The 12,509-nt window shown below is 37.9% G+C and carries 11 protein-coding genes; 2 read left to right on the top strand and 9 right to left on the bottom strand.

What is annotated here, in order from left to right:
- Positions 1-5 precede the first annotated feature (5 nt).
- Complete coding sequence (locus tag L877_RS0101220) at positions 6-1,979, top strand: beta-propeller domain-containing protein (protein WP_026834535.1); 1,974 nt, start codon at positions 6-8, stop codon at positions 1,977-1,979.
- 75 nt (positions 1,980-2,054) lie between these two features.
- Here L877_RS0101220 and L877_RS0101215 read toward each other — a convergent pair whose 3' ends face one another.
- From L877_RS0101215 to larE, 5 genes are read right to left on the bottom strand one after another with little or no spacing between them, the layout of a single operon-like run.
- Positions 2,055-2,660 (bottom strand): hypothetical protein, encoded by a 606-nt coding sequence (locus L877_RS0101215; RefSeq protein ID WP_026834534.1) that lies wholly within the window; start codon positions 2,658-2,660, stop codon positions 2,055-2,057.
- A 26-nt stretch (positions 2,661-2,686) separates the two neighbouring features.
- Positions 2,687-3,817 carry an aldo/keto reductase gene (locus L877_RS0101210; protein ID WP_026834533.1) on the bottom strand — a complete coding sequence of 377 codons (1,131 nt, stop codon included), beginning with the start codon at positions 3,815-3,817 and terminating at the stop codon, positions 2,687-2,689.
- Between the two features lie 21 nt (positions 3,818-3,838).
- Positions 3,839-5,122 (bottom strand): nickel pincer cofactor biosynthesis protein LarC, encoded by a 1,284-nt coding sequence (gene larC, locus L877_RS0101205; protein ID WP_026834532.1) that lies wholly within the window; start codon positions 5,120-5,122, stop codon positions 3,839-3,841.
- Positions 5,115-5,900, bottom strand: coding sequence for a nickel pincer cofactor biosynthesis protein LarB (gene larB, locus L877_RS0101200; RefSeq protein WP_026834531.1), 786 nt, complete (start codon positions 5,898-5,900; stop codon positions 5,115-5,117). Before larB ends, larC begins: the two co-directional genes overlap by 8 nt.
- Positions 5,875-6,720 (bottom strand): ATP-dependent sacrificial sulfur transferase LarE, encoded by an 846-nt coding sequence (gene larE / locus L877_RS0101195; protein ID WP_479723593.1) that lies wholly within the window; start codon positions 6,718-6,720, stop codon positions 5,875-5,877. Before larE ends, larB begins: the two co-directional genes overlap by 26 nt.
- A gap of 143 nt (positions 6,721-6,863) precedes the next feature.
- Between larE and L877_RS13250 the strand changes: the two genes are divergently transcribed.
- Positions 6,864-7,934 (top strand): expansin EXLX1 family cellulose-binding protein, encoded by a 1,071-nt coding sequence (locus L877_RS13250; protein ID WP_051437598.1) that lies wholly within the window; start codon positions 6,864-6,866, stop codon positions 7,932-7,934.
- Between the two features lie 94 nt (positions 7,935-8,028).
- Here the strand turns inward: L877_RS13250 and L877_RS0101185 are convergent, their stop codons facing one another.
- The 4 genes from L877_RS0101185 to buk form a co-directional block, all read right to left on the bottom strand.
- Complete coding sequence (locus tag L877_RS0101185) at positions 8,029-9,237, bottom strand: leucine-rich repeat domain-containing protein (protein ID WP_026834529.1); 1,209 nt, start codon at positions 9,235-9,237, stop codon at positions 8,029-8,031.
- Positions 9,238-9,413: 176 nt separating this feature from the next.
- Positions 9,414-10,676 carry a leucine-rich repeat domain-containing protein gene (locus tag L877_RS0101180; RefSeq protein ID WP_026834528.1) on the bottom strand — a complete coding sequence of 421 codons (1,263 nt, stop codon included), beginning with the start codon at positions 10,674-10,676 and terminating at the stop codon, positions 9,414-9,416.
- Positions 10,677-10,908: 232 nt separating this feature from the next.
- Positions 10,909-11,397, bottom strand: coding sequence for a 5-(carboxyamino)imidazole ribonucleotide mutase (gene purE / locus L877_RS0101175; protein ID WP_026834527.1), 489 nt, complete (start codon positions 11,395-11,397; stop codon positions 10,909-10,911).
- Between the two features lie 21 nt (positions 11,398-11,418).
- Positions 11,419-12,486: a butyrate kinase gene (buk, locus tag L877_RS0101170; protein WP_026834526.1), complete on the bottom strand. Its 1,068-nt coding sequence runs from the start codon at positions 12,484-12,486 to the stop codon at positions 11,419-11,421.
- Positions 12,487-12,509 lie beyond the last annotated feature (23 nt).

Here is a 12,509-nt window from a genome sequence, read left to right as displayed (position 1 = left end):
ATAATATGAATAACGAAAATAAAGTAGATTACAACAAAGAAGTAATCGAAAAAATCAAAGAAGAAACCATGTCTCATCCGGTTCCAGATTCTCTCTCACCGGATAATATGGAAGAAAAGCTCAAAAACACAAAAGTTAAGAGCAAATATTCCGCCACGAAAGTTCTTGGCGTTCTTGCAGCCTGCTTCCTCGGTGTCCTAGTTATCGGAACTGTGGGACGAATGATTATCGGATCAAATTCCATTAACCAAACATTAGCCCCAACAAAATTAGCAGACAGCAGTGATTCAAGCGAACATGTGAACTCCAAATACGCCAAATCCTACGAGGACATCTCAGATATCATAAATACCACTAATAAGCACTATAGTCAAGTAATGGATGATGAAGCAGATAGAATTACCTTCAAATCCAACAGTAACATAGAAGAGAGAAGCGCTGAAATCCAGGAAAATGCAGGTGATGCCGCAACTAATGATGATAGCAAATCATCTAGCTCACAAAGCAGCTACTCTGAGACCGACACCCAAGTCAAGGGAGTTATGGAAGGAGATATTGTCAAGACTGACGGAAAATATATCTATACTATCGGCAAAACTCCTACAGGCGCATGTATCAATATCCATAATGCCAACGATGGTAAGACAGAACGCCTTTCAAGGATTATGCTAGATGATATTTATTGTGATGAGATTCATATCAAAGATAGTAAGCTTGTAGTGATAGGTTCTCGCATGAAGGAACGCAAAGATCAAAACAAGAAGAAAACAAGATTTGACTACATAGTTCCTTCTTACGAAACAATAATTAGCGTATATGACATATCGGATATTTCCTCTCCTAAGCTGGTAAAAGAGCATATACAGGACGGAACATTCCGAACCACCAGGTTAGTCGGAAACTATCTCTATACTTACACATCTTATGAAACATTCTCATACGATTGTGTACCGGATAAGCCAGATGAATTCGTCCCATCCATCGACGGAGACTTAATCAAGCCTGAAAAAGTACTCTTTGTTGGCTCGACTCCTTCTCACTCATACTCGGTTGTCACTAGCCTTGATATCTCCGGAGCGGAACATTTTTCTGATAAAATTGCCTTACTCGGTTCCTTTAATACATATTATATGGGAACTGAGAATATCTACCTCATAATGAGGGAAAACAAATCAACTGTTAAGAGACGTACCAACGGAAGCAGCATAACAAAGTACTCATATAAAGATGGAGAGTTTAACTTTGAGGCAGATACTGTTGTAGATGGAATGATAAATAGTCCGTATTATATGCACGAATACAATGGTAATTTTATATATGTATATACCACTACAGGCGACCGCAGAGGCACTTCTAACGGCCTTTGTGTGATGGATAAGAAACTAAAACTCCAAGGTTTTATAAATAATCTAGGAGTTACAGAAACTATATATTCATCGTATTATATTGACAATATCGCATATTTTGTTACATATAGAAATACAGATCCCGTATTTGCTGTAGATATCAAAGATGCCAAGAATCCAAAACTATTATCGGAATTAAAGCTTCCAGGTTTCTCAAACTATCTTCACAACTTCGGCAAAGATATGTTACTTGGAATTGGAGAATCCGGTAATGCAAACATAAAACTATCCTTGTTCGACATTGCCCCGAACGGTGGTGTCAAAGAAAAGCTCACAAAAGAATTCAAAGAAACTTATTTGTCTGCAAGTGAGAACCATAAAGCAATATTTGTCGACGAAGAACGCATGCTGATTGGTATGGCCACAGATAATTCAACTGACATCAATCCATCCAGCCAAAACGGCGTATGGTATACAGTATTTAACTACAAAAATGGCAAATTGAACACTCTTCACGCTGATAGGCTCAAAAAAACCTATGATGTGGAAGACGTTCGAGGCATTAGAATTGGCGAATACTTCTATGTAGTAGATGTAAATAATAGCGATGAAATAATTAGTTATAAGCTGTAGTTGACAAAAGGGGCTGTCTTAGCGCGACAGCCCCTTAATATAAGTATATTCAATTAATTATACATCCTAGCACTACTACTTATTCTCAGCACTACCTGTCTCCACTTTGTGAGCCCCATATAACTTCTTCAGATCAACCTTTTCCCCATCCCTAGTATATGGTGTAATTCCATATATATCTTCCAGTCTGTCATACTTCACTTCATAGCACCAATTATGGCGCTCTCTTTTGTCCTTAATCGTTGCGGAAAAGGATACTGTTATCTTGGCATTGATTGTACTCGCATTTTTATGCTGGTCTGTAATCTTGTAATCATCAATGTTAACTTCTCCTGGAATGGAATTATTGACATCCTTCGTGACCATAGAGAGAACTTCTCTCTCATCAATATTCAACCCAGACAAGATAAACATCGATACAATCATTATTATAAAACCAACAAAGAATGTCACAATACTCGCAACAACTTTTTTCTTATTCTCTTTTCGCCTTTTGAAAATACCTGGAATAATTGGCGATAGAATAATTGCTGCTATCAACAACAACCATACTATATGCGGTCTTCTGTTGGCAAATATTCCGGAAATGCAAATTAGCATTACCATTGTACGAAGAATCGTAAGTCCTCCATAAGCTATACTTGACACGGTGCCTCTTATATTATTTTCTTTTGTCTCCATTTTATTTTCCTCACTTCACTTTTATTCTATTCCATCCCCAATGCCGCAGCTGCCTCAGACAAATATTCCCTGATTGCTATATGCTGCGGACAAGCAGCCTCACATTTACCACACTTGATACACTCATTTGCACGTCCTTTGCCCGGATAAACAACTGTATTATGCTCCTGATTCTGCGCACGCTCCTTGTTATTATATACTTTCAGAAGATTCATTGCATCAAATGTTCCTGATATTCCAATATTCTTTGGACATACCTTAGCGCAATAATCGCACTTTGTACACGGAATCAAAGGAATTTTAGCAATCTCAGCCCTAGCCTCTTCTATTACTTTCAACTCATCACTTGAGAGTTTCTGGAAGTCCGTCATATATGAGAGATTATTCTCCATCTGCTCAACGTTACTCATACCGGATAATACAACAAATACACCTTCAAGGCTAGCCGCAAATCGCACTGCCCAAGAAGCATATGAAACATCAGGATTATAAGCATCTAATACATGCTTAACTCCCTCAGGCGGATTAGCCAACAAGCCACCCTTAACCGGCTCCATGATTATAACGGGCTTGCCATATTTTCTCGCCATCTCATAGACGCGCTTTGATTGAATATCGGGATCTTCCCAGTCTGCATAATTTATCTGTAACTGAACAAATTCTGCTTCCGGATGCGCCTTCAAGATTTCCTCTAACTCCTCTGCATTAGAGTGGAAAGAAAAACCAATGTGCCTTATCTTTCCTGCCGCCTTCATCTCTTTCACAAAATCCCACATCTCAAAGTCCTCAAACACCTTAGTTCTCTGCTGACCGAGATTGTGAAGAAGATAAAAGTCAAAATATCCCGCACCGGACTGCTCTAGAGAAGTCTCAAACTGCTTTATGGCATCCTCTCTTGTCTTACAATTTATCCATGCTGCATTCTTTGTTGCCACCGTAAAACTTTCTCTCGGGTATCTCTCCACCAAAGCCTTTCTCATCGCAACTTCACTTCCAGCATATGCCCATGCAGTATCGAAGTAAGTGCATCTAGCCTCCATAAACATGTCAACCATTTTCTTGGTCTGCTCCACATCTATTTCCTCGCCTATTTTAGGAAGACGCATAAGTCCAAATCCAAGCTTTTTAACGTCTCCTTCTAATCCAATATTTGACATTCTAATTTCTCCTCTCAAAATCTAATCTTCTTTTGCATTTTTTACTGCATCAATATAAATATCCCTAAGAGAAATATCGCCTTCTCTCGCGATCTTTGCTACACTCTCATATTCAGGATAATACTTTTTTTCGCCCCCGTTTTCACATACCTTAACTTGAACCATACCATATTTTGTCTCTACATCGACAATTTTTCTCGCAAGAACTCGTCTAGCCATCTTCTGTTTTCTCACTCCGATTGTCGTTGTATCAGCAAATATAATATCTTCTAAATAGGTCATGTTTTGTTCGTCGCAAATCACTGAAAGTAACCATGCAGGACGATTTTTCTTCATAAAAATAGGGGTGTAATATACATCTCTTGCACCTTTTTTCATTAGCTTCTCAGCTACATATCCTAGTTCCTCGCCCGTGCTGTCATCGATATTGCACTCGATTTTCCATATGTATTCTGATTCTACTTCCTCATCAAGTAAAATAGCCCGCACCATACTCGCCTGCTCGTATTCACGCTTTCCTGCGCCGATTCCAATTTTCTTTGGGACAATCACATCCGGAACATTTTTCTCAGACATTACTGCCGCAACAAATGCGGCTCCTGTAGGTGTAATCAGCTCACCTTTTCTCTTTGTAAGCTTGATGGGAAGCTTATAATTCGTCGCAATATTCATCACTGCCGGAACAGGTACCGGAAGAATTCCATGTTGGCATCTAACACTTCCACTACCCTCGCTGATTGAAGGGACAATAACCGAATCAATCTTAAGATTGTCAAAGCATACCGCAGCAGCAACTATATCCACAATAGAATCTATAGCTCCAACTTCATGAAAATGTACTTCTTGTATTTCTTTACCATGAGCTTTAGCTTCAGCTTCAGCCAATATATAGAAAATCTTCTTTGCCAAATCTCTTGCATTTTCCGTAATATCCAGAGCATTAATTATCGAATAAACATCATCTAAATTTCTATGTTCTCCATGATGATGGCGATGAACCTCTGCGCTATCATGCTTGTGTGTGTGATTATGATTATGCTCATGCTCGTGATTATGGTCAAGATGTCCATACAGATATTCCATATCATGATCATGGTTTTCATGCTCTGCATCGAGTATGACATCGAAGTCACAGCAATCAATTCCGCCTTTATTAACTCGACTCACCTTGGTCTGAAAGCCTTGCACTTTCATTGACGACAATGCCTTATCTAAAACTTCAACATCGGCACCAAGATCTATAAGTGCCGCAACAATCATATCACCACTTACACCAGATTCGCAATCTAAAAGAACTCTACTCATACTGCCTCCGTTCTAATTGGCTTTTGTCTTCCCTTCCCACCGCCAAACGATTGATCTGAGTGGCAACATATCCTGCTCCGTAACCATTATCAATATTCACTACTGTCACCCCATTGGCGCAGGAATTAATCATGGTTAATAGAGCCGAAAGACCACCCATATTGGCTCCATATCCCACCGACGTAGGAACTGCAATTACCGGATTAGAAACTAATCCTCCAATGACGCTTGCCAACGCACCTTCCATGCCTGCAATCGCTATTATACAATTTGCTTTTTGCAATATATCCGTTTTCGACAATAGACGGTGAATACCGCTGACACCAACATCGTAGATTCTCTCCACCTTGGTGCCAAAGTATTCCGCAGTCTGTGCCGCTTCCTCCGCAACCGGTATGTCCGCTGTTCCCGCACAGCAGACTGCAACGCACCCAACCTTATTATCCGCAAACTCACCAACCCTCAAAATCCGAGATATTCTATCATATGACACTCCCTGAAGCTTTCCAGATAACATCTCATACTGATCCTGTGTTGCTCTTGTCCCAAACACACATCCCTCAGCCTCCAAAATCTTCTTGTAAATAGATACGAGAAAATCATCATCTTTGCCTTGACAAAATACAACCTCGGGAAAACCAGTTCTCACTTTTCTGTGAAAATCTAATTTTGCATAGTCCATTTCTTCGAATGGCACACCGGCAAAGTATCTCTCCGCGTCATCTATGCTAATATCACCGCACTTAACTCCATCAAGAATTTCCCTCGTTTTTGTCATCTAACAACACCTCATTCATACTTCCGGTTCTATAACCTTTCAAATCTAGAGTAACATATTTGAAACCAATTTCTTCAAACTTGCTATTAATCTCTTCTCTTTGAAATACAACCTTTGATATATCTTCAGGAACAGGCTCAATTCTCGCCATATTTTCTCCGTGAATACGCACTCTCACCTGTCTGTATCCCAACTCGTGCAGGAACTCCTCTGCATCTTCGACCATTTTAAGCTTTTTCTTAGTAATCTGCTCTCCATAAACAAAACGGCTACTCAAACATGCAAGACTAGGCTTGTTCCACGTCCTAAGTCCCATATTCTGAGATAATTCTCTGATTTCTGCCTTAGTCAATCCCACTTCTTTTAGAGGGCTCTTCACTCCCAGCTCCCTGATAGCTCGCATCCCCGGTCTATAATCACTCTCATCATCAGAATTGGTTCCTTCAACAACCTGGTGAATATTCATACTCTCTGCCAGCTTCTTGATTTCACCAAAGACCTTGCTCTTGCAAATATAGCACCTATCCACAGGATTAGCAGCAAATCCATCAATAGATAATTCATCTACTTCTATCACCCTATATTCAATTTTTTCTTCTTGGCAAAATCTCACGGCATTCTCAAATTCCTTATCTGGGAATGAGTTCAACTTGACAATTATCGCAATAACCCAATCAGACAGCACTTGATTTGCAACTTTTAACAAAAAAGTCGAATCCACTCCACCTGAAAATGCAACCGCCAAACACCCCATCTGCTTAATATTTTTCTTGAGGTCGGAGTATTTCCCCATAACCTCTCCACCAATATCTCTCAACACCTCATAATCTCCTTACACGAAATCTTTATGTAGATAATTTTACAATATTTGCCATGATTTTACAACATTTTTGTTGCATAATTTTCATTGTAGAAAAATGTTCCAAGAGAGAGCAAAAATAATCAAGTATTCGGAGGTAAATCATGAATAAAAAGAGAACAATATCATGCGCACTATGTTTGGCAACTCTCGTAAGTGCCACATTATCGCCATATGCCGGTGACACATCAGCCAAATCAGTAAAGAAGTTGAAATTTTCAAAAAAGACAGTTTCTGTAAATGTAGGAAAGAAAAAGACAGTTGTTATAAAAAATAAATATAGCAAATTTAAGGCAACCGTCAAAAACAAGAAAATTATAAAGTACAAATTCAAGAAAAAGAAACTTATTATAACAGGAAAAAAATCAGGTAAAACTACATTAATAATTAAAGCCTACAAAAATAGCAAATTGAAAGCCAAGGGAAAAATCACTGTAAACGTGACAACTTCTAGCTCAGTCACAAAACACCAAGACAAAGCCGTGTCACCAGTGTCCACTCCGGGAGTTATCCCAACGACAAGTAGCACGCCAGCTCCAGACACAGCATCCTACGATGCAGGCAAATACTCACTAAACACGATTCACACCGGTGACGGAACATTTTATGATAGAGAATCCACAGGAGCTGCAAATCTGGATGATTTTGAAAAAATATACTATACCGCTGCCATGAACACAACAGATTACATGAACAACTTGGCCGGTGCCTATATTGAGATTACTGACAAAGACGGAGATAAGATAAATGTTCTGATAACAGACAGACTCCCTGAAGGAAAGGTCGGAGATATAGACCTATCCAGAGCCGCTTTTAAGAAAATCGAACCAGAAGTCACCGGTCGAATGAAGATAAGTTGGAAGATTGTTCCACTCCCAACTACAGATCCTGTAGCTTTTCTGTGGAAGCCAACAAGTAGCCAATATTGGGCAGAGATTCAGGTTAGAAATCATAGATATCCAGTAAAATCTCTCGAGTATTACAACAAATCCACCGGGAAGTATGTTGCTCTCGAGCGCAAAGAATACAACTACTTCGCCGCTCCTAATGGAATGGGAACCGGCCCATATAGTTTTAGAATTACGGATATATACGGCCATGTCATCGAAGAAAAAAATATACCAATGAATAACAAAAAAGAAGTGATATCCGGCAAGAACAACTTTCCATATTAAAAATACGACCTCTAGAATTTGATAAGATTATAGATAAGCTCAGGGCTGTTACATGGAATCGTTTTCATGTAACAGCCCTGGTTTTCAATACTTATTATATACAATAATATGCTTTTTTACTCTTAGACCATATTAGTTTGATATGGTATTTTTTGTAAAGCTTTTTATATTTCCCCTCTGCACCCTTATTAAAACGCAAATAAACTTGAGACAACAGAGCATTCTTGGGATTGGCCCCTGAAACCTTAGGTGGATTATTTCCCTTGAATACAATTAATTGATTATTATTATCAGAGTACAATCCCCATTTCCAATTACCGCAGATTTTTTTTATGGTAGATGGAAGTATAACTTTTCTAGCAAATCCTCCCCAAGCGATTGTACCTGACAGCACTCTGACTTTTGAAGAGATAACGAACTTCTTTTTATTCGAGCTAATAGCCGCTACCAACACTTTTCCCTTCTTCTTATAAACACAGTTATTATCTGAAGATAATATCTTGTTTTTCTTGCTAACTACAATCTTTTGGGCAGTCAATTCATCGAAAGTACCTCTGTCAAAATACTTAACACTCTCAGGGACAACGACACATTTTTTTCTGCGCGAGAGCATGAATGCTGTCTTTTTGTCGCCACGGAGAATAAAGTCACCTTTTTCAATAAAATTCTTATTCCCCTTTTTAACGTGTATCTTTTCAAGACTTTTGCAGTATACAAACGCAGTTTTATCAATTTTCTCAATTTTTTTTGGCAAAGTAATTTGTTTAAGCTTTTCACATCTAGCAAAAGTTTCCTCTTCGATACTCTTTGTATTAAGAGGAATATTTACTTTTTTAAGATTTATTAGACCTGCAAAACACCTTTTTCCAATATAGGAAACTGTATCTGGCAAAACAATTTCCTTAACAAATACATTATTGGCCGGAAATCTTTCTTCTACAGACAAATCTCCATCCTCTGCTGGTTCAAATTCTTTCCCAAACAGATTAGTCATCTCATCATCCAAATCGCTCTCGCTATCTGTTACAGAAGATGCTAATCTTACTACAGGCTTTCCCTCTATCTTTTCAGGAATCACGATTTTCTTACATTTCTTAGATAGGTTTATTTTTTTCAAACTAACACCAATATCATCAAAACTTGCTTGTGCAGTAATACCATCTCCTAGTTTCACTATTTTTACATTATCCAATTTACCTTTAATCTCTTCAGCATTACTGCATGTACAAGTCAAATACATCCCCATAAAACAAATACATACTAGCAATACTGATGCTGATATTCCAGCTAATTTTTTTCTCATGTCAATTCCTCCAGTTTATTCTTTAAAAGATTAAATATATTAGTTCCAATCTCAATTCCATTACTAAGTAATAATACCAAGCATTTATGACAAAAAATAGTCAGTGTCTTGAAGAAAACTGTCCCATTTTATATGTTTTTACATAAGACAAAAGGGCACCGTCAGGTGCCCCAAATTTACTGTTTAATATAAAAAACTTTCTTCTTTTTATCAAAGCGATTCTTTATAAAATTCAACTTGAACCATTTTTTGTAATTCTTAATTGCATTTTTAGCTACTATAACATTTACAGCTGATGGCATAACTGATTCAGAATCAGTTAATTTAATTCGAGGTGGTTTTTTCCCTTTAAAAACAACTGTATTAGGGCTACTTTCTGTAAAAAGCCCCAAATACCAATTCTTATATAGAGCTTTAACAGATTTCGGTATAATTATCTTTTTGACCTTCCCACTCCAAATTACACCTGTTTTTATAGATTTAACTTTCGAAGAAATATTCACAGTTTTACTTCTGTTTGAAATTGCAAGCAAAAGAGCACCATTCTTTTTTTTATACACACAATTCCCACTACTCGCAAGAGTTTTATTGCTTTTTGAAACTCCAATTCTTTTTGGTGTATAATAGGAAAACATTCCGTCCTCAAACATCGAGGCATTTCGTGGCACAACCACTTTATTCTTACTCTTAGCAAGTAAAAATACTGTTTTCTTGTCGTTTTTTAGAATAAAATCTCCTTCTTTAACAAAATTTTTATTACCTTTACTGACATGAAGACTCTTTATTCCTTTACAATAGATAAATGCTGATTGATCAATTTGCTCTACTTTGATTGGAATATTTAGACTTTTGATTTTTTCGCATCTCGCGAAAGTTTCAGCCTCTATTTTTTCGAGATTACGTGGTAGTTTTATCTTTGAAAGACCAACTAAGCCCGCAAATGAGCGTTCACCAATTTTTTTTATGGAATCTGGCAAAACAATTTCTTTAATATTTTTATTATTGGAAGGATAGATATCTTTAGGGCTCCAACTATCATCTTCTGGTTTTTCAAGCTTTTTTCCAAAGATATTAGTCATATCATCCTCATAATAATACGGAGAGTCCTGAGATTTGTAATCCACTGTCACAACTGTTCTTCCTTCAATTTTTGAGGGAAGAACAAGTTTCCTAATACTCTTCTCAACATTTAGTTTCTGTATCCAACAGCCCTCATCGTTAAAGCTCACTCTTGCTTCCACACCTTTTGCTAACGTGACTGTTTTAACAGTTTGTTTTGCTGCAGAGCCTAATGATGATACATTTGGCTCTGCGGTCGATTTCGCTCCGATTTCATGCGACGTTTCAGCTTTCATTACATCATATTGACTCACACAGTTACAAATTGCTATATTCATAATCAATACAATCAATACTATTTTTTTTACTTCTTTCTTCATTATTACCTCCATAATTACTCTTTAATTATACTGAATATATGTGGCAAAAAAAAGACACGTATCTATTGTATTAAAATACCAATATTTTTCCCAATTACAAATAACAATAAAATATCTTGAATATTACTCTGTTATGCGAATTCACTCACTTCTCAATACTAAACTACCTTAAAATATAAATCCCCTCGCTAATTACCTAGCGAGGGGCCTAATATCACATATAATCTTTCATCTAATTATACTTAGAGATTACCTCTTCATTTGCTGCATCCGCAGCTTTAGCCATATCAGCTCTTGCTGCAACCAGCTTTTGCTTCACTTCATCATGCTTATTAGCAATAATCTGAAGTGCAAGATGAGCTGCATTCTTACTTCCATTAATTGCAACAGTAGCAACCGGAATTCCCGGTGGCATCTGCACGATAGAAAGCAATGCATCTACTCCATCAAGAACTGAACCTGAAATAGGCACTCCTATTACCGGAATTACAGTTTGACTTGCAACAACACCAGGAAGTGCTGCTGCCATACCTGCAGCTGCAATTATGGCCTCTGTGCCATTCTCATTGCACTCCTCTATAAACTCAGACAGAGCCTTGTGAGCTCTATGTGCTGATAAACAGCGAACATTTACTTCCACACCATATTCTTTTAAGATATCTATAGCAGGTTCAACCTTAGCAAGATCGCTAGTTGAGCCCATAATAATAGCAACTTTCACCTGTCGCCCTCCTAAACTTTCTTAGTATTCCATCACGCGCTCTTCACCAGTTGTAACTCTAAGTCCACCCTGGGCAAGTGCGAGAAGCTCATCCTCTCCCGGATATACAGTAAAATCAGCGATAAATCCGATTTTCTCCTTAAGAGCATTTATAACAAATTCACTATATGAAATACCACCGGTGCAGATAATCTGATCTACTTTTCCATTGAGAACTGTAGCCATAGCTCCTGCATCCTTAGCAATCTGATAGATAAATGCATCAATTACATTTGCCGCCTCTTCATTACCCTCTTCCTTCATCTTCATGAGATCAAGGAAATTGTTGGATCCGATATATCCATTAAATCCACCGTTTCCACAAATCTTCTTGTAGATTTCTTTCTCGGAATATTTTCCTGAGAAGCAAAGCTTGATAAGATCTCCAACAGGCACAGTTCCCGCTCTCTCTGGAGAAAAAGCACCCTCTCCATCGAGAATATTATTAACATCTACAACTTTTCCGTTCTTATGAGCTGCAACTGAAACTCCACCTCCGAGGTGAATTACGATAAGTGAAATCTCATTGTAATTCTTACCAATCTCCTTGGCATAGCGCTTAGCAACTGCCTTCTGATTAAGAGCATGGAAAATACTTCTTCTTGGAAGTTCAGGCATTCCGGAGTATCTTGCAACCGGCTCAAGCTCATCAACAACAACAGGATCTACAATATAAGCTGCCGCATCGACCTCATCACCAATTTCCTTGGCAAGAATTCCACCGAGGTTTGACGCATGCTGTCCCTGCTTGCCAATCTTCAAATCCTCGATAAGCTCGTCAGAAACTGCATATGTTCCTCCCGGAATAGGTTTCAAGAGCCCACCACGTCCTACAATAATATCAAATGCATTGACATCATAGTTCTTATTTTTAAGCATGTCAATGATTACTTTCTTTCTAAAATCTTTCTGATCAATTATATTGTCATACTTTGCAATTTCCTCTGTAGAATGTCTGAGGGTCTCCTCAAATATCTTCTGCTCATCCTCATAAACTCCTACCTTTGTCGAAGTTGAGCCAGGATTAATTACCAAAATATTGTATGCCATATGTTTTCTCCTCTCATATAAAA

Origin of the sequence: Eubacterium xylanophilum ATCC 35991, from assembly GCF_000518685.1 — a bacterium.
Lineage (GTDB): Bacteria > Bacillota > Clostridia > Lachnospirales > Lachnospiraceae > Eubacterium_F > Eubacterium_F xylanophilum.
The sequence above is the reverse complement of the archived record's forward strand: the minus strand, read 5'-3'. Positions and strand labels throughout refer to the sequence as shown.

What these genes read in the sequence shown, in the direction of transcription:
- L877_RS0101210 (WP_026834533.1), bottom strand. Translation starts at nt 3,817, where the DNA reads ATGTCAAATATTGGATTAGAAGGAGACGTTAAAAAGCTTGGATTTGGA.
- larB (WP_026834531.1), bottom strand. Translation starts at nt 5,900, where the DNA reads ATGACAAAAACGAGGGAAATTCTTGATGGAGTTAAGTGCGGTGATATT.
- L877_RS13250 (WP_051437598.1), top strand. Translation starts at nt 6,864, where the DNA reads ATGAATAAAAAGAGAACAATATCATGCGCACTATGTTTGGCAACTCTC.
- larC (WP_026834532.1), bottom strand. Translation starts at nt 5,122, where the DNA reads ATGAGTAGAGTTCTTTTAGATTGCGAATCTGGTGTAAGTGGTGATATG.
- L877_RS0101215 (WP_026834534.1), bottom strand. Translation starts at nt 2,660, where the DNA reads ATGGAGACAAAAGAAAATAATATAAGAGGCACCGTGTCAAGTATAGCT.
- L877_RS0101180 (WP_026834528.1), bottom strand. Translation starts at nt 10,676, where the DNA reads ATGAAGAAAGAAGTAAAAAAAATAGTATTGATTGTATTGATTATGAAT.
- L877_RS0101185 (WP_026834529.1), bottom strand. Translation starts at nt 9,237, where the DNA reads ATGAGAAAAAAATTAGCTGGAATATCAGCATCAGTATTGCTAGTATGT.
- L877_RS0101220 (WP_026834535.1), top strand. Translation starts at nt 6, where the DNA reads ATGAATAACGAAAATAAAGTAGATTACAACAAAGAAGTAATCGAAAAA.
- buk (WP_026834526.1), bottom strand. Translation starts at nt 12,486, where the DNA reads ATGGCATACAATATTTTGGTAATTAATCCTGGCTCAACTTCGACAAAG.